Source organism: Streptomyces sp. NPDC002446, assembly GCF_053595675.1.
The window spans coordinates 1-22300 of the sequence record NZ_JBSFYC010000047.1 but is presented as its reverse complement, the minus strand read 5'-3'; the positions used below and the strand labels follow the sequence as shown (position 1 = coordinate 22300).

Here is a 22300-nt window from a genome sequence, read left to right as displayed (position 1 = left end):
GTCTCACCGAGGAGGTGCCGGCCATGGCGGAGCCGGAGTTCAACGCGACCGGCGTACGGATCGAGCGGTGGCTGCGGTCACTGACCCGCGCCGGCCAGGTGGTCATCAGAGACGGCAGGCTGGCGCTGCTGACCAGCTACGGCACGGAGATCGACAGCGCCCCGCTGCAGGCCGTACAGGCCCACCGGCCGCTGTTCGCGGCCCGGGACCGGGCGCTGGCCACCCTCAACGGGCACCGCTACTCGCTGACCCTCGGTGCCCCGGAACTCTTCTTCAAGGCCCTGGAGGCGGCGCGTCCGCCACGTGCCTGAACGCCGGCTCCGCCTCCCCGGCCGAGGTGGTGCGGTTGCGGGAGCGCACCGGCTGACTGACCCTGGACTCGTATCACTGAGGGTTCACCAGCGGTGACGTTGTGATGCGGCGGGCATCGCTGGACCCGATCTTCGCCCCTGCCCGGTACGGGGGGCGCCCGGCCTCATCAGGGAGTCGCGGTCGTGATCACGCAGCCCAGCAGGCACTGCACGGTGGAGCTCCAGGCCGTTCCGGCCCGCATCAGCCATGTGCGCAGCATCGTCTCCGCACAGCTGCGGCACTGGCGTCTCGACGCCTTGATCGACCCCGCCGCGCTCGGGGTGACCGAACTCCTCGCCAACGTCCACCGGCACGCCCGCTTCACCAAGCAGTGCACCGTCGAACTGTGCGTACTCCTCGATCAGTTGACGGTCTCGGTGCACGACGAGGACCCCCGGCTGCCGCGGATCCGGGCCGCCGGCAGCTGGGAGACCTGCGGTCGCGGTCTGGCGCTGGTCGCGGCGCTCAGCGAGAGCTGGGGGATGCGCGCGGAGGGCAACGGCAAGGTCGTGTGGTTCACCCTTCCGGCCCTGGCCACCCCACCCGACGAGACCCCCGCGGCCCGGGCGCGCTGGCAGCCGCTGCGGCTGGAGGACGAGCCCCGGACGACCGACGGGCGCTCCCGGACACGGGGCGCGAGGGTCGGCTGACGGGCCGGGCCGGGCCCCGGGCGGGTCCGGCCCATTGACCCCCACCCCGCCCCCGGACTACCCGGGCCGCTCGTATGCGGTGGCTCCGGCAGCGGCGGTCATGCGGCCCCCGTCTTGGGACCGGCGCCGAAGTGCTCCTCCAGGACGGACATCCGGCGCCAGCACTCCTCCTCGTCGGAACAGGATCCAGGGTCCCGGGCCGCCGCCGGACCAGGGTTCGGCCAGCTCGGACATCACGATCAACTCTTCGGTGGGAAGGGCTCTGTCACGTCTTCTTCGAGCCTCGCCGCCCGAGGCCCTCCGGTCGTCGTCCGGCCAGCGGCTCCGTCCGTACGACGGGGGCAGTACGCGGCGCGGGAGCGACTACTCCAGGGGGTGCGGCGGTCCCTTTGTTGATCTCTGTAACTACTAGTATGTACAGTGCGCTCATGAGCACTCAGGGACAGCTCGGCACTCAGGGACAGCTCGGCGCGCAGGAACCGCTCGGCACCCGGGATCGGCTGGTGCACAGCACCCAGGAGCTCCTCTGGGAGCGGGGCTATGTCGGTACCAGCCCCAAGGCGATCCTGGAGCGCGCGGGCGTGGGCCAGGGCAGCATGTACCACCACTTCTCCGGCAAGTCCGACCTCGCACTGGCGGCGATCCGGCGCACTGCGGAGGGCATGAAGCAGGCCGCCGAGGAGTGTCTGACCGGCCCCGGCACGGCGTACGAGCGGGTCGCCGCCTATCTGCTGCGGGAGCGGCGGGTGCTGCGCGGCTGCCCGATCGGCCGGATGACACAGGACCGGGACGTGGTGCGGAGCCCCGAGCTGCGGGCGCCGCTGGACGAGATGTTCGGCTGGCTCCAGGGCCGGATCGCCGGGGTCCTCGCCGAGGGGCAGCGGCGCGGCGAACTGGCCGCGGGGCTGGATCCGGCGGCCACCGCCGCGACCGTCGCCGCCGTGGTCCAGGGCGGATATGTGCTGGCCCGCGCGGCCGACGACCCGGCGCCGTTCGACGCGGCCGTGGAGGGCGTGCTGGCCCTGCTCGCCGCCCAGGTCACGGCCGGCTGAGTCCTGCCGCGCGCCCGGTGTCCGTCCGGCCCCGGCAGCCCCCGCGCACCGATACACGCACACCACACCGGTAACCCATAGCCCGTATCCCGTATCCCGTATCCCGTAAAGGAGTTCACCCCCATGGAGATCACCCGACAGCGGCCCGCCAGTCAGCCGGGCCCCGCCGCGCACTTCACCGGGACCGTCTGGCTCGATGAGATTGCCGCCCCGCCGGCGCCCTCCCGTCTGCGGATGTTCAGCGTGCACTTCGCGCCCGGCGCGCACACCGCCTGGCACACCCATCCGCACGGCCAGGTCCTGCACGTCACCGAGGGTGCCGGCCTGGTGCAGCGCGCGGGCGGCCCCGTCGAGCCGATCCGCGCCGGGGACACCGTCTGGATCGCACCGGGCGAACGGCATTGGCACGGCGCGGCGCCCGACACCTTCATGACCCACCTGGCGACCGTCGAGGCCGCCGACGACGGCACCACGGCCGAGTGGGCCGAGCTGGTCGGCGAGGCGGACTACCCGGGCGCGTGACCGCCCACGACACGACCGATCGGCCCAGCCCCAGCCCACCGCCCCCGTACGGAGCTTCCTCATGCACGCCATGCAGTACGCGATCACCCTGCCCGCCGACTACGACATGCGGATCATCCGGCACCGGGTGGCGTCCAAGGGCCACCTTCTCGACGACTTCGCGGGGCTCGGCCTCAAGGCCTACGGGATCCGCGAGCGCGGGGTCGACGGCTCGCCGGTCAACCAGTACGCGCCGTTCTACCTCTGGGCCGATCCGGAGGCGATGAACCGCTTCCTCGTCGGTGACGGATTCCGCGGTGTGGTCCGCGACTTCGGACGGCCGGTGGTCCAGCACTGGCAGGGCCTGTTCCACCGGCCCGGTCCGGCCGCCGGGGCGGCCCCCCGCGCCTTCACCCGGCGGACCGAGAGCCTCGCCGAGCGCGCCGACGTGCCCACCGCCGTCGCACAGGCGGTGGCCGCCCACGAGGAGCTCGCCGCGGCGGACGGGGTGCACTCCACCGCGCTGGCCGTCGACCCGCGGCACTGGGAGCTGGTCCACTTCACCCTGTGGGCGGACGGCGTGTCCCCTGACGCGGGCGACCGCTATCAGGTGCTGCATCTGTCCGCGCCGGGCGTCGGGCGGCTGGGCACGGGGCGGCAGTGGTGAGCCCGCTTCCCGGGCCGGCCGCTGCCGGTCCCGCCGGTGCCGCGGGCGCCCCCGCCCCGGCCGTCCGTACCGTCCTCGGCGATATCGCCCCCGCCGACCTCGGTGTCTGCGACGCGCACGACCACCTCTTCCTGCGCAGCCCCCTGCTGGCGGGCCAGGAGCTGGCCGACCCGGAGGCCGCGGCCGCCGAGCTGAGCGCCTTTCGCGCGGCCGGCGGCGCGGCGGTGATCCAGTGGACGCCGTACGGCATGGGCCGGGGTGCGGCCGAACTGCCGCGGCTGTCCAGGGAGTCGGGGGTACGGATCGTCGCCGCCACCGGGCTGCACCAGGCGGTGCACTACGCCCCCGAGGTGCTGGACCGCGTCCGTCCGGACCTGGCCGGGCTGTTCGTCGCCGAGCTGACCGAAGGCATCGGCGGGACCGGACCGCGGGCCGGAATGATCAAGGTCGCGGGCGGCTTCCACGGCCTGGACCGCCACGCCCGGTACGTCATGGCCGCGGCCGCCGAGGCCCAGCAGGCGACCGGCGCGGCCATCGGCGTCCATCTGGAGCTGGGCACCGGTGCGCTGGACGTACTGGAGCTGCTCTGCGGGCAGCGGGCGGTCCCGCCGGACCGGGTGATCCTCGGGCATCTCAACCGTTCACCCGATCTCGTGGTGCACCGGGCGGCCGCGCAGGCGGGGGCGTATCTGGCCTTCGACGGCCCCTCGCGCGCGCACCAAGCGACCGACTGGCGGCTCCCGGACGCGCTGGCCGCGCTCGCCGATGCGGGTTTCGGGGACCGGATCCTGCTCGGCGGCGACACCACGACGGCCGGTGCCCGGTCGGTGAACGGCGGCCCGGGGATGCCGTATCTGCTGCGCCGCCACCGGGAGCGGCTCGAACTCGCCCTGGGTGAGGACGTGGTGACGCGCTTTCTGACGGCCAACCCGGCGCGGGCGTTCGCGGCCGGCTGGCCGGGCACGGGAGGCGCCGTCAGCTGACGGCGGGGCCGCCCCCCGGCCTGTCCACCGCGCCCCGCCGCCCCGCCCGCTACCCCTCCACCACGGCCAGCGGATCGTCCAGCACCGGCTGCCAGGCCAGCTCCGCCGCGCCGACCAGGCTGTTGTGGTCGAGGCTGCACGGCAGGATCGGCACCCCGCCGCTGCGGCCCCACAGGCTGCGGTCGGCGACCACCGCGCGCAGCCGCTCCGGGTCGGCCTCCACCAGGGCGCGGTGCAGCCCGCCGAGGATGATGCGGTCGGGGTTGAGGATGTTGACGAGTCCGGCGATGCCCAGTCCGAGGCGGTCGATGAGGAGATCGGCCGCGGCGCGTACTCCCGGGTCGGCGTACTCGTCCCGGAGCAGCTCGGCCGCCTGCTGGAGCAGCGAGACCTCCGGGCCCGGCTCTCGGCCGGCCGCGATGAGGAAGGCGAGCGGGTCCGCCTCGACGTCCAGACAGCCGCGGCTGCCGCAGTGGCAGGGGGCTCCCTCGGGGTTGACGGTCAGATGGCCCACCTCCAGGGCCAGGCCCGAACTCCCGCTGTGCAGCCGCCCGTCGAGCACCAGCGCGCCGCCGACGCCCCGGTGCCCGGAGGCCACACAGAGCAGATCGCGGGCGCCCCGGCCGGCGCCGTGCCGGTGTTCGGCGAGCGCCATGAGGTTGACGTCGTTGCCGGTGAAGCCGATCGTCCCGGTCGCAGCCGGGATGCCGGCCTCGGTCAGCGCACGCAGGAAGAGTTCCCGTACGGGGGCGCCGGAAGGCCAGGCGAGGTGCAGCGGGTTGAGGGCCTCGCCGTCCGGTTCCGCGACCGCGGACGGCACCGCGAGGCCGGCGCCCAGGCAGCGCCGGCCGGTCTCGCGCAGCAGGTCCGCGCCGGCCGCCACGACGTCGGCGAGGACATGGGCCGGGTCGGCGGGGATGGTGCCGCAGCCGGTCGAGGTCGCCACGATGCGGCCCCCCAGGCCGACCAGCGCGACCCGGAACCCGTCGGCGTGGATCTGCGCGGCGAGCACGACGGGGCCGTTCTCGTTGACGAACAGCCGGTGGGAGGGGCGTCCTTGGGAGCCGGCGGATGCGGTGGGCCGGGAGTCGACGGTGATCAGGCCGAGGGCTTCGAGCTCGGCGGCCACGGCGCCCGCGGTGGCGCGGGTAACGCCGAGTTCGGAGGTCAGGACGGCGCGGGTGGGCGCGCGTCCGGTGTGTACGAGCTCCAGTGCGGGTCCGAGGGCGCCACGGCCCCGCTCCAGCCTGGTTGTCCGAGTCTGGGTCACACCCCTATTCTGGCTTTGTGCCGACGCTAAACAAAATACGGAGGGTCCTCACCCGGGACCAGGGCTCCGCACCCACCGATCGACACCCCCGAACCCACCGAAACCCCCACGATCAGCCCCAGCTGACCCGTCTGCGCATCGCCCTCACCGCGTTCTTCGCCATGGACGGCTTCCTCTTCGCCGGATGGGTCGTGCGCATTCCCGCGATCAAGGCGCAGACCGGCGCCGGCGCGGGCACCCTCGGGCTCGCGCTGCTCGGCGTGTCGGCGGGCGCGGTCGCCTTCATGATGATCACCGGGCGGCTGTGCCGGCGGTTCGGCAGCCATGCCGTGACGACCGCCTCCGCGGCCGCCCTCGCACTGAGCATCGTGCTGCCGCCGCTCACCCGCTCGGCGACCGCGCTGGGGCTGGTCCTGCTGCTCTTCGGCGCCGCGTACGGCTCCCTCAACGTCGCGATGAACAGCGCCGCCGTCGACCTCATCGCGGCCCTGCGCCGCCCGGTGATGCCGAGCTTCCACGCCGCCTTCAGCCTCGGCGGCATGCTCGGCGCCGGGCTCGGCGCACTGATCGCGGGCGGCCTCTCCCCCCTCGCCCATCTGTCGCTGCTCGCCGCAACCGGCCTGCTGGCGACGGCCGTTGCGGGGCGCGTACTGCACACCCACCCCGCACCGGTCGTGCCCGAGCGGATGCCGGCGGCGCAGGACGGCCCCGGGACCGCCGGCGAGGGACGGGGGCGGCGTCCGGCCCGTCTGGTCCTCGTGTTCGGCCTGATCGCCCTGTGCACCGCGTACGGGGAGGGGGCGATGGCCGACTGGGGTGCGCTGCACCTCTCCCAGGACCTGGGTGCCGGTCCGGGGATGGCCGCCGCCGGATACGCGGTGTTCGCGCTGGCGATGACCCTGGGACGGCTGTCCGGAACAGCGGTGGTGCAGCGCTTCGGCCCGGCCCGGTCGCTGATCGCGGGCGGGACGACGGCGACCGCCGGGATGCTGCTCGGCGCGCTCGCGCCCACCGCCTGGTCGGCCTGTCTCGGCTTCGCCGTCGCGGGCATCGGGCTCGCCAACATCTTCCCGGTCGCCATCGCCCGGGCCGGCGAGAGCGGCGGCGCGGACGGCGTCGCGGTGGCCTCGACCATCGGCTACGGCGGCATGCTGCTCGGCCCGCCCGCCATCGGGTTCCTCGCCGAGGCGTTCGGCCTGCCCGTCGCGCTGACGACGGTCGCCCTGCTCGCCGCGGCCGCGGCCGGGATCGCGTATGCGACCCGCGGCCCGCGGCGGCCGGCTGTCAGTGGCGGCTGGCACACTCGTGAGCATGGAGATCACTGAGTTCGTCGAAACGCTGCGCCTGGACGGGGGGCTGCTCGCCGACGCCGCCGAGGAGGCGGGGCCAAACGCCTCGGTCCCGGCGTGTCCCGAGTGGCAGATGCGGGATCTGGTCGTCCATGTCGGGCGGGTCCACCGCTGGGCCACGGAGATCGTGACGCAGGGCGTGCAGCAGTACGGCCGTCCCGCCGCGGCACCGGACCTGGCCGACGGCGAGCTGGTGGACTGGCTGCGCGAGGGCCACCACCAGCTCGTCCTGGCCCTGCACACGGCCCCGCAGGACCTGTCGGCCTGGACGTTCTGGCCCGCACCGTCCCCGCTGGAGTTCTGGGCGCGCCGCCAGGCGCACGAGACGTCCGTGCACCGCGTGGACGCCCAGCAGGCGATCGGCGCCTCCCTCACCCCGCTTCCCGCCGCCTTCGCCGCCGACGGCATCGACGAACTCCTGACGGGCATTCACTCCCTCGACCGCAGCCGGCTCCGTACGGACCTGCCGCGGACGCTGCGGCTGCGCGCGACCGACACCCCCGGCGCCGACTGGACCGTCCGCCTCTCCGCGGCGCCCCCGCACACGGTGCGTACGGCCACCGCCGGCGCCGGCGCGGACGGCCCGGAGCCCGCACAGCCCGCCGACTGCACGATCGAGGGCCCGGCCGAGGAGCTCTACCTCGCCCTGTGGAACCGCCTGTCCTGGGACACCCTGACGATCACCGGCGACAAGGCCCTTCCCGAGCTGTGGCGGGAGTGCGGCGGGATCTGAGGCGCGCGGGGCGCATCGCGGACCGCGGGCGCGCTCCGCCCTGGCCGGGACGTCGTCCGGATTCAGCCCAGCCAGCCCGGCCGCACCAGCCCCGACTCATAGGCCAGGACGACGAGTTGGGCGCGGTCGCGGGCGCCCAGCTTGACCATGGTGCGGCTGACGTGGGTCTTCGCGGTGAGCGGGCTGACGACCAGGCGGCGGGCGATCTCCTCGTTGGACAGACCGATGCCGACCAGGGCCATCACCTCACGCTCCCGGTCGGTGAGCCCGGACAGGGCGCCGGCCGCGGCGGGTTCCTTGGAGCGGGCCGCGAACTCGGCGATCAGACGGCGGGTCACACCGGGCGAGAGCAGTGCGTCCCCGGCAACCACCGCGCGCACGGCCCGCAGCAGCTCCTCCGGTTCGGTGTCCTTGACCAGGAAGCCGGAGGCCCCCGAGCGGATCGCCTCGAAGACGTACTCGTCCAGCTCGAAGGTGGTCAGCATGACGACCTTCACATCGGCGAGCTGCGGGTCCTCGGTGATCCGGCGGGTGGCGACCAGACCGTCCAGCACCGGCATCCGGATGTCCATCAGGACGACGTCGGGCCGGTGTGCGCGCACCCCGGCCAGCGCCTGCTGCCCGTCCGCGGCCTCGGCGACCACCTCGATGCCGGGCTGGGCGTCCAGCAGCACCTTGAAGCCGGCCCGGACCAGCAGTTGGTCGTCGGCGAGCAGTACCCGGATCACGGCTCCTCCTCGGTGGCGGGGTTCCGGGTCACCGTATCCGCGTCCAGGGCCCGGTCCTCCTCGGTCGTCCGCGGCTTCTCCAGCGGGATGCGGGCCAGGACGCGGAAACCGCCGTCGGGGCGCCGGCCGGCCTCGACGGTGCCGCCCAGCGCCGCGGCCCGTTCCCGCATCCCGGCCAGGCCGTTGCCGCCGCCGGTCAGCTCGCCGGGACCGGTGGTCGCCGGGCCGTCGTCGTCGACCCGGATCTCCAGTGCCCCGGGAACGTAGCGGAGCAGCACCCGGGCGGTGCGGGAGCCGGAGTGGCGGACGGTGTTGGTGAGCGCTTCCTGGACGATGCGGAAGGCGGCGAGGTCGGTGCCGGGCGCCAGGGCGGCGCGGGTGCCCTCGGTGGTGACGTCCACCGTGAGGCCGGCGCTCCTGGCCTGTGCGGTGAGTTCGGGCAGCCGGTCCAGTCCGGGGGCCGGGGAGCGCGGGGCGTCGCCCGGCGTACGCAGGGTGTCGAGGACCTGGCGGACCTCGCCGAGCGCCTCCTTGCTCGCGGCTTTGATGGTGGTCAGCGCGTTGCGCGCCTGCTCGGGGTCGCGCTCCAGCAGCGCCAGCCCCACGCCCGCCTGGACGTTGATGACGGAGATGGAGTGCGCGAGGACGTCATGCAGCTCGCGGGCGATCCGCAGCCGCTCCTCGTCGGCCCGGCGGCGCTCCGCGGCGGCCCGTTCGGCACGTGCCCTGGCGAGTTGTTCGCGGCGCACCCGTACGAGTTCGGAGAGCGCCACCACGGCCACCGCCCAGGCGGTGACGAACAGTTCCTGGCCCCAGGGGGCGGGCCCGTCGTGCGGGGGCGGAAGGAAGCGGTAGAGCCAGTGGGCGACCAGGAGGTGGACGGCCCACACCCCGCCCAGCGCGCACCAGGCGGCCTTGCGGTGCCCGGCGACGATCGCCGCAAAGGCCCCCAGGGCGAGGGTGAGGAAGACCGGCCCGTACGGATAGCCGGCGACGAGGTAGACGGCGCTGGTCGCGGCGGTGCCGAGGGCGACGGTGCGCGGGCAGCGGTACCGGAAGAGCAGCTGGGCCGCGCCGAAGATCAGCAGGGCCCGTCCTGGGGCGTCCAGCGGGACGCGGTCCGGCTGGCTCCGCCCGGCGAAACCCGAGCCGACCATGACGAAGACCGTCACGGCCAGTGTCGAGAGCCAGGGCAGCCGGGCGACGGACCGGCCGCGCGGTTCCTGGGGCGGCGCCGACAGCCACCGCTCCCACACCGGGCCGAGGCGGCGCCGCGCCCACGGCGGCCGTGCGTTCTCCATGCCGCAACGCTAGACCGCGGCGGGGCGGGGCGGCGTCAGCCCGGGGCAGTGATCGGGCGTACTCCCGCGGGAGTACGGGACACGGGTGCGGTCGGCGGGGAGGTCAGCGCGGGGTGCGGAGCCCGACGCTGCGGGCGAGCTGGAGGGCGGCCTGCTCGAAGAACTCCGTACGCGCCTCGACCACCCGGTGGAACTGGCCGAAGAGTTCAAAGCTCAGCAGCCCGAAGAGCTGCGCCCAGGCCCCGACGAGCCGCGCCAGTACGGCGCCCGGCAGTTCGACACCCAGCTGCGCGCCGAGGGCCAGCGCATCGCCCACCACCGCGTCGGGCAGCGGTTCCGCGGGCTCCTGGAGCGCGCCGGCGGCGTGTGCGTCGCGGACGACGCCGATCAGCGCGAGCCCGACGCGGGCGGCCGGCTCCGTGGTGGTGCCGGGGGCGCGGTAGCCGGGGACGGGGGATCCGTAGATCAGCGCGTACTCGTGCGGATGGGCCAGCGCCCAGTCCCGTACGCCGGTGCAGATGGCGGTCCACCGGGCGACGGGGCGGTCGGCGTCGGACGTGGGGAGGGCGTCGCGGGCGTGCTCGGCGGCCTCGCCGACCGCGTTGTAGGCGTCCACGATCAGGGCGGTGAGCAGCTCGTCGCGACTGGGGAAGTAGCGGTAGAGCGCGGAGGAGGCCATACCGAGCTCGCGGGCGACGGCGCGCAGGGAGAGCTTGGCGGCGCCCTCCGCGGCGAGCTGTTTGCGGGCCTCGGCCTTGATGGCCTCGGTGATCTCGCCACGGGCCCGTTCTCTGGCTCCTCGGATCGCAGTCATGGTGAGCAGTGTGCCAGCTTTCAGAGCACCGAACAAAAACGAGAGCACTGCTCTTGCTTTGATGCGGCGCCCGCATGCACACTGTTCATGGACGGTGCGATCACCGCTCGCAACCGAGAGCACCGCTCTCACATGCACGCAGCGCTCCCCGCTCCTCCCCCCACGCCGCACTCCGCCGCGCTCCCACCCACAGGACCCGAGAAACCGAGGAAACGGAACCCCATGACCCACTACCTCAAGCCCGGCCGCCTCGCCGTCCGTCTCAACGGCGCCATCGGCTGGCTCGCCCGCCGCGGTATCAGCCTCGCCGGCTCCGCCGACCTCGCGGTCCGCGGCCGCAAGAGCGGCGAATGGCGGCGCGTCCCCGTCAACCCGCTGGCATACGAGGGCGGCCGCTACCTCGTCTCGGCCCGCGGCCACTCCGAGTGGGTGCGCAATATGCGCGCCGCGGGCGGCGGAGAACTCCGCGTCGGCCGCCGCACCCGCCCGTTCACCGCCGTCGAACTGCCGCCGGCCGAGACCCCGGCCCTGCTGCGCGCCTACCTCGACCGCTGGGGCTGGGAGGTCAGGTCCTACTTCGGCGGCCTCACCGCCGACTCCACCGACGAGGAACTCCTCGCCGCCGCCCCCCGCCACCCCGTCTTCCGGATCACCGAATCCTGAACGGGACCCGGCCCGGTCACGGAACGGGACCCGGCCCGGTCCCGGCCCCGTCCCGGCTCACCGCCGGTCCATCGCCTCCAGCGCCCGCCGTGCCATCGAGTTCGTACGCACGATCTCGGCGAGCGTCGTCGTGCCGCGAGTGACCTTCGCGAAGGCCTGCCAGGCCGGCCGGAAGCCGGTGACCGCGGCGTGCAGCAGGCCGGGGCGGCGGGAGAAGACCTGGAGCATCCGCCGGCCCACACCCATCTCCACACCGAGGCCCGCCTTGATGGCGAAGGCGTAGTTGAGGGCCTGCCGGCGGGCGTCGACCGCGTCATGCGCCTCGGCGACCCGCACCGCCCACTCCCCCGCGAGCCGGCCGGACCGCAGCGCGAAGGAGATGCCCTCGCGCGTCCACGGCTCCAGCAGCCCGGCCGCATCGCCGCACACCAGCACCCGGCCCCGGGACAGCGGCGAGTCCTCGGCACGGCAGCGCGTCAGATGCCCGGAGGAGATGCTCGGTTCAAAGCCGGCGAGGCCCAGCCGGCCGATGAAGTCGTCCAGGTAGCGCTTGGTCGCCGCGCCCTCGCCGCGTGCGGAGATGACGCCGACGGTGAGGGTGTCGCCCTTGGGGAAGACCCAGCCGTAGCTGCCGGGGATCGGGCCCCAGTCGATGAGCACCCGGCCCGCCCAGTCCTCGGCGACCGTCTCGGGCACCGGGATCTCCGCCTCCAGACCGAGGTCGACCTGGGCGAGCTTGACCCCGACGTGTGCGCCTATCCGGCCCGCGCTGCCGTCCGCGCCGATCACGGCGCGCGCCAGCACCACCTCGCCGTCACCCAGCACCACCGCGACGGTGCGCCGGTCCGGCACCTCGGCGCCGTGCTGCTCCACCCGCGAGACCGTGACGCCCGTACGGACCGTCGCGCCCGCGTCCTTGGCCGACTCGACCAGCCGGGAGTCGAACTCGGGGCGGTTGATCAGGCCGAAGAGCATGTTCTTCGAGCGGCGGGTGCGGGTCAGCCGCCCGTTCAGCGAGAACGTCACGGCATGCACCCGGTCCCGCAGCGGCAGGTCGAACCCGGGCGGGAGGGCGTCCCGCGAGGGGCCGATGATGCCGCCGCCGCAGGTCTTGTAGCGGGGCAGCGCCGCCTTCTCCAGGAGCAGCACCCGGCGTCCCGTACAGGCCGCGGCATGCGCGGCCGAGGCGCCCGCCGGCCCCGCGCCCACCACCACGACGTCCCACACCCGCTGGTTGTCCTCGGCTGCCCGCTCGCTGCTCACCTGTGCTTCTGCTCCCGTTCGATGCCTGGCTGCGCGTCGTACCGCCCGCATCCTACGGGCCGCTGCCGCGCGAACGCCCTGTGGGAAGATCGGGGGCACTCATGCCCGTACGTCCGGCCCGTCCGGCTCACGAGGCCCGGACGGCCCGTACTGCACAACGCCGCGACCACAAGGAGCGTTCCATGTCCAACAGCCCGCTCGCGCAGACCGTCGCCGCACTGCAGCCCCGCGCCAGGGCCGAGCTGGCCGAGCTGGTGGCCTTCAAGTCCGTGGCCGACCCCGCGCAGTTCCCGCCGAGCGAGTGCGAGGCGGCCGCCGACTGGATAGCCGACGCCCTGCGCGCGGACGGATTCCAGGACGTCGCGCTGCTGGACACCCCGGACGGCACCCGGTCCGTGTACGGCTTCCTGCCCGGTCCGGCCGGCGCCCCGACCGTGCTGCTGTACGCGCACTACGACGTGCAGCCGCCGCTGGACGAGACCGCCTGGGTCTCCCCGCCGTTCGAGCTGACCGAGCGCGACGGCCGCTGGTACGGCCGCGGCGCCGCGGACTGCAAGGGCGGTGTGGTCATGCATCTGACGGCGCTGCGCGCGCTCACGGAGCACGGCGGGGTACCGGTCAACGTCAAGGTGATCGTGGAGGGTTCGGAGGAACAGGGCACCGGCGGCCTGCAGCGGTACGCCGAGGCGCACCCGGAGCTGCTGGCCGCCGACGCCATCGTCATCGGCGACGCCGGCAACTTCCGCATCGGCCTGCCGACCGTCACCGCGACCCTGCGCGGGATGACGCTCGTACGGGTCCAGGTCGACACCCTGGAAGGCAATCTGCACTCCGGCCTGTTCGGTGGCGCGGCCCCCGACGCGCTGGCCGCGCTCATCCGGATCCTGGACTCGCTGCGCGCCGAGGACGGCTCGACGACGGTGCAGGGGCTGGACTCGGACGCCGCCTGGGAAGGCCTGCAGTACCCGGAGGAGGAGTTCCGCAAGGACGCGAAGGTTCTGGAGGGTGTCGAGCTGATCGGCAACGGCACGGTCGCGGACCGGATCTGGGCGCGGCCGGCCGTCACGGTGCTGGGGATCGACTGCCCGCCGGTCATCGGCGCCACCCCGTCCGTACAGGCGGGCGCCCGGGCGCTGGTGAACCTGCGGGTGCCGCCGGGCACGGACGCCGCGGAGGCGACGAAGCTGCTGGCCGCGCACCTGGAGAGCGCCGCGCCGTGGGGCGCCCGGGTCGCGGTCGAGCAGGTCGGGCAGGGGCAGCCGTTCCGTGCGGACACCGGCAGCCCGGCGTACGCGTCGATGGCGGCGGCGCTGCGGGAGGCGTACGACGGCGAGGAGATGCAGACGTCCGGCATGGGCGGATCGATCCCGCTGTGCAACACCCTGGCCGCGCTCTACCCGGACGCGGAGATCCTGCTGATCGGGCTGAGCGAGCCGGAGGCGCAGATCCACGCGGTCAACGAAAGCGTCTCCCCGCAGGAACTGGAGCGGCTCTCGCTGGCGGAGGCGCTGTTCCTGCAGCACTACGCGGAGAGCCGGCGCGTGTCGGCGGAGTAGCCCCGCGCCATCGGCCGTCCCGCCGTTGCTCCCCCACGCCCTTCAGGCAGCGGGGGGGGCAACGGCGCTACACGCCCACGGCGGGGCGGCCCGGACGTGGGGACCAGCGCATCAGCCGGACGCGGGAACGCCTGCCTCCAGGTGCAGCGGACAGCCCCGTTCGCGGGCGCGCAGGGCCCACCGCAGCCGGTTCCAGCGCACCGGCGGCAGCAGTTTCTCGGCCTCGGCCTCGGTGACGAAGCGCCAGTCGCGCAGTTCGGCGCCGGGCAGCAGCAGCTTGCCGATCCGCTCATCGGTCAGGGTGCCGCCGTCGTAGAGCAGGCGCAGGCCCCCGAAACCGGGCGGCTTGGGGGCTTCCCAGTCCACCACCAGCAGCCGCAGCGGGTGCGGCAGCTCGATCCCCAGTTCCTCGGCGACCTCCCGTACGCCGGCCTGGGCGGGCGGCTCGCCGCGCTCCACGACGCCGCCGGGGAACTCCCAGCCGGCCTTGTAGGTGGGGTCGACGAGCAGCACCCGGTCCTGGCCGTCGAAGAGCAGTACGCCGGCGGCGAGCGTCTCGGCGGTCGGTTCCGGGGTCTGGACGATGTCGCAGGCTCCGGCGCCGGTGCGCAGGGCCTCGGCGACCCGTTCGGCGGTCTGCCGGGGCGTCAGCCGGGTGGTGTCCACGACATGCGCATCGCCCGTGAGCCACGGCAGCGCGTCGGCGTACGGGCCCAGGTGCTCCAGGCTCCAGCGGCGGACCGACGCAGTGCCCTCCTCGTCCCCCGGCGTGTCCTCGCGGTGCGCTATCCGCGCCCGCAGGATCGTTTCCTCCGCATGCAGCAGAACGTGCCGCACGGGTATCCGGCGGGCGGCGAGGGAGCCGAAGATCTCGTCGCGGTACTCCTGGCGCAGCAGGGTCATCGGCGTCACCAGCGGGCCCGGCACCTCGGTGAGCAGCGCGGCGGCGGTGTCCACGACCATCCGTCGCCAGGACGGCAGGTCCTGATAGTCGCCGACGTCCTCGAACCGCTTGGCCGGCAGCATCAACCGCAGTCCGCTGCCCAGGAGTTCGGGGTCGTAGAGCGTGCTTCCGGGAAGCAGGTCGAGCAGTTCATGAGCCGCAGTGGTCTTGCCCGCACCGAACGTGCCGTTCAGCCAGACGATCACGGTTTCCCCTCTTCCCTAGACCCAGGTGAGTTGCCCGCAACACCCTGCCACGGAAACGCTCGGGACCACGGGCCGCGCAGGCGACCGGGCGCAGTGCACCTTCGATCTCCGGCCCGGCCAGGGAGACTTCGGCTTCCCATGGACGCGCCGGCCGTGAAACGCGCCGCGAGGAGGATGCCGGTCCCGTATCCCCCGCCGCGAAGCCCCCGGCAAACAAGCGCTCCCCAGCCCCTCCTGTACCGAAACCCTCACCCGCATACCGGGTGCCCGTACCCCGTCGGGCGCACGGGGAGCCGCATATGACGGCGGCGCATCGTTCGGCCGCACGCCGCGCCGGGCACCATGCGGCGGCCTCGCCCCACCAGCGGAACCAAACAGAACCGAACGCGCCCGAGGTGCGCCTCACCCCGAACGCCGGGCCAGTTCCAGGGATTTGGTCGGCGATGAAGCAACCGCCCCTCTCCTCTTCCAACAGACTCCAACAAGCCCTACCGTAAACACCCGCCAATGACAGGTACACGCCCCCACGGCACCTCTCATGAAGACGGAGGACGCGAACCATGCGCGTTCACATCCGCACCACCCACCGGCGAGGCCCGCGAAGAATCGTCGGAGCGCTGTCCGCCGCGCTGCTGTGTACGGCAGGGGTGACCGCGCCGCCCGCCGCGGCCCGTACGCCCGACGCCCCCGCGCCCGCCGCCACCGCGCCCGAGGCCCGCACCGCCGCCGCGCCACGGCTTCCCGACGGGCTCGCCAAGACGCCCCCGATGGGCTTCAACAACTGGAACTCCACGCACTGCCGGGCGGAGTTCGACGAAGCGATGGTCAAGGGCATCGCCGACCTCTTCCTCTCCAAGGGCCTCAAGGACGCCGGCTATCAGTACGTCAATCTCGACGACTGCTGGGCGCTGCCCACCCGTGACCCGAACGGCAGGCTCGTACCGGATCCGAAGCGCTTCCCGCACGGCATCAAGGCGGTCGCCGACTATGTCCACGCCAAGGGCCTGAAGTTCGGCATCTATACGAGCGCCGGAACCAAGACCTGCAACGAGGCAGGATTCCCGGGCGGCCTGGGGCACGAGAAGTCCGACGCCCGGCAGTTCGCCGACTGGGGCGTGGACTACCTCAAGTACGACAACTGCAATAACCAGGGCGTGGACGCCGAGCAGCGGTACCGCACCATGCGGGACGCGCTCAGGGCCACCGGCCGGCCCATCGTCTACAGCATCTGCGAATGGGGCGAGAACAAGCCCTGGGAGTGGGCGTCGGACGTAGGGCATCTGTGGCGCACCACCGGCGACATCAGCGACTCCTGGTCGAGCATGCTCCAGATCGCCAAGCAGAACCTGCCGCTGGCGCCGTACGCCGGTCCCGGGCACTGGAACGACCCGGACATGCTGGAGATCGGCAACGGCGGGATGACCGACACCGAGTACCGCAGCCACTTCTCCCTGTGGTCGATGATGTCCGCGCCGCTGCTGATCGGCTCCGATCTGCGCAAGGCGACCCCGGAGACCTTCGAGATCCTGGCGAACCGGGACCTCATCGCGCTCGACCAGGACCCGCTGGGCAGCCAGGCCACCGTACTGAAGTCCGCGTCCGGCCGCTGGACGCTGGTCAAGCAACTGGCCGACGGCGACCGCGCGGTGGCGCTGTTCAACGAGACCGACCAGCCGCAGCGGATCACCACCACCGCCCGGGACGCGGGCCTTCCCCCGGCCGACGGCTACCGGCTGCGCGACCTGTGGGAGCACCGCGACACCCACACCACGGGCACCGTCTCCGCGACCGTGCCACCGCACGGCACCACCGTCTACCGCATCTCCGCCGACGCGCGCTGGGCCGACCACCCGCCGGCCGTCGAGACCGGCACCGACCGCACACCGCTGGTCGAGGCCGGCACCGCGACCGCCCTCCGCTCCACCGTCCGCAACCTCGGCGGCACCCCCGCCGAGCACCTCACCGTGACGCTCAAGGCACCGCGCGGATGGCGGACCGAAGCCACCTCGCCCGCAACGGCCCGCGCGCTGCCGGGCGGCGTCACGCTCACCACCGGCTGGCGGATCACCGCACCGGCCGGCACCGCGCCGGGCGCCTACGCTCTGCCGCTCACCGCCGACTACCGCTCACCGGGCGGCGAACGGGTCGCCACCACCCTGCCCGGCACCGCACACGTCGTGGTGCCGCCACCGGCCGGAACCGCGCACGCGGCCGAACTCCCCTGGCTGACCGCGAACAACGGCTGGGGCCCCGTCGAGAAGAACACCAGCGTCGGGGAGAGCGACGGCGGGGACGGCCGGCCGATCCGCATCGGCGGCACCGCCTTCGCCAGGGGCCTGGGCGTCCACGCCGCCTCCGAGGTCACCTTCTACACCGGCGGGCGGTGCTCCGCGTTCCGCGCCCGGATCGGCATCGACGACGAGTCCGGCGACCGCGGCTCCGCCGGCTTCGAGGTGTGGGCCGACGGCCGGCGGGTCGCCGAGAGCGGCACCGTGACCGGCGCGGACGCCGCACACACGATCAGCGCCCCGGTCAGCGGAGCCCGCACCGTCCGGCTCGTGGTGACCGACGGCGGGGACGGGATCGACCACGACCACGCCGACTGGGCCGAGGCCGAGTTCGGCTGCTGAGCGGGGGACGGACGGCCGATCGCCGGGCCGGCGTTGCGGGCCCGGCGGTCAGCAGGTGGGCAGCCCGGGGATGGGCTGGTCGTTCGCCCCGCCCTTGAGGTAGACGACGCTGACATAGACCCCGGAATTGCCGCTGTCGTCATCGGTCTTGGCCCACCAGACGTTCGTCCACTCCCCGTACGTCTCACGGCGGCCCAGGTTCGCCTGGCAGTAGAAGTAGTTGGTGCCCATGTTCAGGGTGCCGACCTGCTGGAAGGACGCGGTGTACGAGTTCGCGCTCCGCCACACGTCACAGTTGGTCTTGCCGCCGCCGATGGACACACACGACGTCGACGGCGCCGGATCGCCGCCACCGCTGCCGCCCGTCGTGGTGGTGCCGCCTCCGGATCCCCCGGACGCACCGCCGTCCGAACCGCCCGAGCCGCTACCGCCGTCGGTACCGCCCTGGCCGCCGCCGTCACCGCCGGTCTGCTCCCCCGAACTCCCGCCCGCGCCACCGGGCTTGGGCTTGTGCGAGGTGCCGCCGTCCGCGGGCCCGTCCGAGGCCGACGGCGACGCGCTCTTCCCGCCGTCCCCGCCCTTCTTCCCCGTGCTGTTCTCCTTGCCCTTGGCGTCGTCCTTGCCGGAGTCCGGGCTCGGCGTACCGGGCCGGCCGGGTGTCTCGGCGGGCTTGGCCGGGCGCCGTCCGCCGTCCGCGACCGTGTCGCTCGGCCCCCCGCCGACCAGCGCATACGTCACCCCGCCACCGGCCGCGAGCACCGCGAGCCCCGCCGCCACGGCCAGCACCACACGACGGCGGCCACGCGCGGGCAGCCGCTCCGTGTCCCGCCCGGGCGGGCTCTGGGGCAACGGATGGACACCCGTACTGCCGACGGCCGGACCGGCAGCCACACCCGGCGGGTCACAGGCCGGGCCGGGAGTGGTGTACGAGAAGCCCGGCGCCTGGGGGCCGGGCTCGGCGGGACCGCCCTGCGGAGTGTGCTGCTGCGGTGCGGGCGTCGGCTGGGTGACCGGCGCTGCCTGAGCGCCCGGCCCCGGCGGCGGAGGCGGCGGGGCGACCGCCCGCAGATCCGTCGCCGTGGGCAGATGCGGCGCACCGGGCACCGGCCCCGGCAGCGGCTCCCGGCCCTCCGCCACCGCCTGCAGCATGCTCCTGGCCTGGGCGGCGGACGGCCGGTCGGCCGGGCTCTTGGCCATCAGGGCATGCAGTACGGGGGTGAGCGGGCCGGCCCGCCGGGGCTCGGGCAGCGCCTCGGTGACGATGGCGGTGAGCGTCGACCACACCGACGTACGGCGGAACGGCGCGCCGCCGCCCTCGACGGCCGCGTACAGCGTCATGCCCAGCGACCAGATGTCCGAGGCCGGGGTGGGGTCCTGGCCCTGCGCCCGCTCGGGCGGCAAGTAGTCGAGCGAGCCGACCAGTTCACCGCTGCGGGTGATGTTGGTGGTCGCACCGTCGCCAGGGGCCTCGATGCTGGCGATGCCGAAGTCGGTGAGCACCACCCGGCCGCTGCGGTCCAGCAGCACATTGCCCGGCTTCACATCGCGGTGCAGCACGCCCACCTGGTGGGCGGCGTCCAGCGCGTCCATCACCTGGGCGCCGATCCGGGCGATCTCCCGGGGGTCGAGGGTGCCGCGCTGTTCCAGGGCGTCGTCCAGCGAAGGCCCGTCCACCAGCTCCATCACGATGACCGGCCGGCCGTCCTCGTCGATGACGTCGTGGACGGTGACCACACCGGAGTGCCGGATACGGGCCGCGGCCCGCGCCTCGCGCTGCATACGGGTCCGCAGATCGGCCAGTTCGGGCGCGGAGGCGTCGGTGTAGGCGCGCAGGACCTTGACCGCGACCTCACGGCCCAGCACCTCGTCGACCGCGCGGCAGACCACGCCCATACCGCCGCGTCCGATCCGTCCGGTCACGCGGTAGCGGCCGCCCAGCACCCGCCCGGTCAGATCGGCGTCCTGGCCGCGCTGGGGCCCGCTCGCCGCGGCGGCGGCCGGAACACCCTCGCCCGCGCCGCCCGCCTCACCGGGTCCGCGCACACCGTCCGCGGGTCCGCCCACGCCGTCCGCCCCACGCGCCTCGTCGACCCCGCGCTGCTCGCGCTCCCCCGGTGTCACCGTCGCCGATCCCCTCGATACCCGTGTCTGTGCCCGTACGCCGTGCAAGTCGCCCGTACGTCGCCGTACGGCGCGGTCGGCAACAGACTACGGGGCGCGCGGGGGCCCGTGGGGGCGTCAGGGGGTGGGGACGAAGGCATCGAGACGGGACTGTTGTGCGGCGGCCGCGGCGGCACCCACCAGCCCGGCGTCCGTCCCCATCAGGGCGGGCACGACCGTCAGACCCGAGACGAACGACAGCGTCGCGTACTCGCGCAGCGCCGACCGCAACGGATCGAACAGGACATCGCCCGCGCCGGCCACGCCCCCGCCGATCACCGCGATGTCGATCTCGACGAGGGTGGCGGTGGCGGCGATCCCGGCCGCCAGGGCCTGGGCGGCGCGTTCGAAGGAGCGCACGGCGACGGGGTCACCGGCGCGCGCGGCGGCGGCGACGGCTGCGGCGCTGGCGTCCCCGTCGGGGCCCGGCCGCCAGCCGTCGGCCAGCGCCCGGCGGGCGATGTTGGGGCCGCTGGCGATCCGCTCGACACAGCCGCGGGCCCCGCACGGACAGGGGTCGCCGTCCAGGTCGACGCTGATGTGACCGATGTGCCCGGCGTTGCCCGTGGGCCCCGGATGCAGCCGGCCGTTGAGGACGAGTCCGCCGCCGACTCCGGTGGAGACCACCATGCACAGCGCGTTGGCGTGACCGCGGGCGGCACCCTGCCAGTGCTCGGCGGCGGTCATCGCGACGCCGTCACCGACCAGCACGACGGGCAGCTCCCCGACCAGGGCCCGCACCCCGGCAACGACCGGGAAACCGCGCCAGCCCGGGATGTTGACCGGACTGACCGTGCCGGCCCGGGCATCCACCGGACCCGCGCTGCCGATGCCGACCGCCGCCACCCGCCGCCACTCCGGCGCCGCGGCCAGCTCCCGGACCACCTCGGCCACCGCGCGCATCACCGTCGCCCCGTCCTCGTCGGCGGGCGTGGGCCGGACGGCTCGAACGATCAGTCTCCCCCGCGGGTCCACCAGAGCGCCGGCGATCTTTGTGCCGCCAATGTCCAACGCTGCGCTGAGGTCCGTCTGCATCGGTGTGGAATCTCCTGGTGGGCCCGGGGGCCGGGCGTACCGGCCCGGCGTGCGAACGACAGTCTTCCGTCGATTGACAACGTTGTCTAGAGGCTATGCTCGACGCCACATCCGCCGCCGACAGAATCAGGACCGCACACCGTGACCGACACCGCGCGCGGCACGTCCCGCCGCTATGGCACCCGGCCCACGATGAAGGATGTCGCGGCGCGCGCCGGGGTCGGCCTCAAGACGGTATCCCGCGTGGTCAACGGCGAAGCGGGGGTCACCCCGGACACCGAACGCCGTGTCCAGGAGGCCATCACCGCCCTCGGCTTCCGCCGCAACGACTCCGCCCGGATCCTGCGCAAGGGTCGTACGGCCAGCATCGGTCTCGTACTCGAGGACCTGGCGGACCCCTTCTACGGACCGCTCAGCCGCGCCGTCGAGGAGGTCGCGCGCAGCCACGGCGCGCTGCTGATCAACGGCTCCAGCGCCGAGGACCCGGCCCGCGAACAGGAGTTGGTGCTGGCGCTGTGCGCACGGCGGGTGGACGGGCTCGTCGTCATTCCGGCCGGCGACGACCACCGCTATCTGGAGCCGGAGATCTCGGCCGGGATAGCCACCGTCTTCGTGGACCGCCCGGCCGGCCGGATCGACGCCGACACCGTGCTCTCCGACAACTTCGGCGGCGCCCAGGACGCGGTGGCCCATCTCATCGCGCACGGCCACCGCCGGATCGGCTTCATCGGCGACCAGCCGCGGATCCACACCGCGCGCGAGCGGCTGCGCGGCTATCGCACCGCAATGGCCGCCGCGGGCCTGCCCGTTGACGACTCCTGGGTGTCGCTGGGGTCCACCGCCCCCGACCGCGTACGCTCCGCCGCGACCGCCATGCTGGACGCGGCGGAGCCGGTCACGGCGCTCTTCGCGGGCAACAACCGCGTCACCGTCACCGCCGTACGCGTCCTCGGCGAACGGCCGCGCCCGGTCGCGCTGGTCGGCTTCGACGACTTCGAGCTGGCCGATCTCGTCCGCCCCGCGATCACGGTCGTGGCCCAGGACCCGGCCCGCATGGGCCGCACGGCGGCCGGACTGCTCTTCCGCCGCCTGGAGGGCATCGCGGACCCGCCACGGCGCGAGGAGATCCCCACCCGCCTGATCACTCGCGGGTCGGGGGAGATTCGGCCGGGGGACTAGTGGCCCTTCCGCCGTTCCGCTGCGCTTTGCCTGCTGCCCACGTTTTCGGCTGGCCCGCCGTGGGGGTTTGTCGCCGTTGCGCCTGCGGCGAGCCCTTCCGCTGCGCTTTGCCTGGGCCGACTTTTTCGGCTTTCCCGCCGTGGGGGTGTCTCGCCGTTTCGCCTGCGGCGAGCTGGTTGCCGCTGCGCGGGGCTTTTCGGGGTGCGGTGTCGGTCCTCCGGGGCAGGGTGTCCGGACTGCTTCGCTTTACGTCCGGACACCCTGCC

Annotated in this window: 20 protein-coding genes; 12 read left to right on the top strand and 8 right to left on the bottom strand. The window is 74.0% G+C overall.

The genetic code is table 11. The annotated features are described in order from the left end of the window. Window positions 1–23 precede the first annotated feature (23 nt). The 6 genes from ACWD6P_RS24490 (at window position 24) to ACWD6P_RS24465 (ending at window position 4204) form a co-directional block, all read left to right on the top strand. Window positions 24–311: a hypothetical protein gene (locus tag ACWD6P_RS24490; protein ID WP_451446296.1), complete on the top strand. Its 288-nt coding sequence runs from the start codon at window positions 24–26 to the stop codon at window positions 309–311. Window positions 312–494: 183 nt separating this feature from the next. Continuing rightward, window positions 495–1001 carry an ATP-binding protein gene (locus tag ACWD6P_RS24485; RefSeq protein ID WP_451446295.1) on the top strand — a complete coding sequence of 169 codons (507 nt, stop codon included), beginning with the start codon at window positions 495–497 and terminating at the stop codon, window positions 999–1001. Between the two features lie 428 nt (window positions 1002–1429). Further along, entirely contained in the window at window positions 1430–2053 is a 624-nt protein-coding gene (locus tag ACWD6P_RS24480; protein WP_451446294.1) for a TetR/AcrR family transcriptional regulator, read from the top strand. Between the two features lie 123 nt (window positions 2054–2176). Next, on the top strand, window positions 2177–2575 hold the full coding sequence (locus ACWD6P_RS24475) for a (R)-mandelonitrile lyase (protein WP_451446293.1): 399 nt from the start codon (window positions 2177–2179) through the stop codon (window positions 2573–2575). Between the two features lie 61 nt (window positions 2576–2636). After that, entirely contained in the window at window positions 2637–3221 is a 585-nt protein-coding gene (locus ACWD6P_RS24470) for a DUF4865 family protein (protein ID WP_451446292.1), read from the top strand. An 83-nt stretch (window positions 3222–3304) separates the two neighbouring features. Continuing rightward, on the top strand, window positions 3305–4204 hold the full coding sequence (locus tag ACWD6P_RS24465) for a phosphotriesterase family protein (protein WP_451446329.1): 900 nt from the start codon (window positions 3305–3307) through the stop codon (window positions 4202–4204). Between the two features lie 49 nt (window positions 4205–4253). Here ACWD6P_RS24465 and ACWD6P_RS24460 read toward each other — a convergent pair whose 3' ends face one another. Continuing rightward, window positions 4254–5474, bottom strand: coding sequence for an ROK family protein (locus tag ACWD6P_RS24460; protein ID WP_451446291.1), 1221 nt, complete (start codon window positions 5472–5474; stop codon window positions 4254–4256). A gap of 17 nt (window positions 5475–5491) precedes the next feature. Between ACWD6P_RS24460 and ACWD6P_RS24455 the strand changes: the two genes are divergently transcribed. Then, window positions 5492–6799 (top strand): MFS transporter, encoded by a 1308-nt coding sequence (locus tag ACWD6P_RS24455; protein WP_451446290.1) that lies wholly within the window; start codon window positions 5492–5494, stop codon window positions 6797–6799. After that, the gene (locus ACWD6P_RS24450) at window positions 6786–7556 is read left to right on the top strand and encodes a maleylpyruvate isomerase family mycothiol-dependent enzyme (RefSeq protein ID WP_451446289.1); all 771 of its coding nucleotides are present in this window, start codon (window positions 6786–6788) and stop codon (window positions 7554–7556) included. The genes ACWD6P_RS24455 and ACWD6P_RS24450 overlap by 14 nt, the downstream gene beginning before the upstream one ends. Window positions 7557–7618: 62 nt before the next feature. Here the strand turns inward: ACWD6P_RS24450 and ACWD6P_RS24445 are convergent, their stop codons facing one another. From ACWD6P_RS24445 to ACWD6P_RS24435, 3 genes are all read right to left on the bottom strand, one after another. Then, a complete protein-coding gene (locus tag ACWD6P_RS24445; RefSeq protein WP_451446288.1) occupies window positions 7619–8284 on the bottom strand; it encodes a response regulator in 666 nt (221 codons plus the stop codon). After that, a complete protein-coding gene (locus ACWD6P_RS24440; protein ID WP_451446287.1) occupies window positions 8281–9585 on the bottom strand; it encodes a sensor histidine kinase in 1305 nt (434 codons plus the stop codon). Before ACWD6P_RS24440 ends, ACWD6P_RS24445 begins: the two co-directional genes overlap by 4 nt. 103 nt (window positions 9586–9688) lie before the next feature. After that, complete coding sequence (locus ACWD6P_RS24435) at window positions 9689–10399, bottom strand: TetR/AcrR family transcriptional regulator (protein ID WP_451446286.1); 711 nt, start codon at window positions 10397–10399, stop codon at window positions 9689–9691. A gap of 222 nt (window positions 10400–10621) precedes the next feature. Here ACWD6P_RS24435 and ACWD6P_RS24430 point away from each other — a divergent pair, with 222 nt between their 5' ends. Further along, window positions 10622–11062 (top strand): nitroreductase family deazaflavin-dependent oxidoreductase, encoded by a 441-nt coding sequence (locus ACWD6P_RS24430; protein ID WP_451446285.1) that lies wholly within the window; start codon window positions 10622–10624, stop codon window positions 11060–11062. A gap of 57 nt (window positions 11063–11119) precedes the next feature. On the opposite strand, the gene ACWD6P_RS24425 is transcribed toward ACWD6P_RS24430, so the two are convergent. After that, window positions 11120–12325: a geranylgeranyl reductase family protein gene (locus ACWD6P_RS24425; protein WP_451446284.1), complete on the bottom strand. Its 1206-nt coding sequence runs from the start codon at window positions 12323–12325 to the stop codon at window positions 11120–11122. A gap of 182 nt (window positions 12326–12507) precedes the next feature. On the opposite strand from ACWD6P_RS24425, the gene ACWD6P_RS24420 reads away from it, so the two are divergent. Continuing rightward, window positions 12508–13881, top strand: a complete 1374-nt coding sequence (locus ACWD6P_RS24420; protein WP_451446283.1) for a M20/M25/M40 family metallo-hydrolase — start codon at window positions 12508–12510, stop codon at window positions 13879–13881. A 111-nt stretch (window positions 13882–13992) separates the two neighbouring features. On the opposite strand, the gene ACWD6P_RS24415 is transcribed toward ACWD6P_RS24420, so the two are convergent. Next, window positions 13993–15030, bottom strand: a complete 1038-nt coding sequence (locus ACWD6P_RS24415) for an NUDIX hydrolase (protein WP_451446282.1) — start codon at window positions 15028–15030, stop codon at window positions 13993–13995. Between the two features lie 560 nt (window positions 15031–15590). Between ACWD6P_RS24415 and ACWD6P_RS24410 the strand changes: the two genes are divergently transcribed. Continuing rightward, entirely contained in the window at window positions 15591–17660 is a 2070-nt protein-coding gene (locus ACWD6P_RS24410) for an NPCBM/NEW2 domain-containing protein (protein WP_451446281.1), read from the top strand. A gap of 48 nt (window positions 17661–17708) precedes the next feature. On the opposite strand, the gene ACWD6P_RS24405 is transcribed toward ACWD6P_RS24410, so the two are convergent. Both ACWD6P_RS24405 and ACWD6P_RS24400 read right to left on the bottom strand, forming a co-directional pair. Then, the gene (locus ACWD6P_RS24405) at window positions 17709–19601 is read right to left on the bottom strand and encodes a protein kinase domain-containing protein (RefSeq protein WP_451446328.1); all 1893 of its coding nucleotides are present in this window, start codon (window positions 19599–19601) and stop codon (window positions 17709–17711) included. A gap of 297 nt (window positions 19602–19898) precedes the next feature. After that, a complete protein-coding gene (locus ACWD6P_RS24400) occupies window positions 19899–20855 on the bottom strand; it encodes an ROK family protein (RefSeq protein ID WP_451446280.1) in 957 nt (318 codons plus the stop codon). A 141-nt stretch (window positions 20856–20996) separates the two neighbouring features. Between ACWD6P_RS24400 and ACWD6P_RS24395 the strand changes: the two genes are divergently transcribed. Then, a complete protein-coding gene (locus ACWD6P_RS24395) occupies window positions 20997–22034 on the top strand; it encodes a LacI family DNA-binding transcriptional regulator (protein ID WP_451446279.1) in 1038 nt (345 codons plus the stop codon). The last annotated feature ends 266 nt before the right edge of the window (window positions 22035–22300 follow it).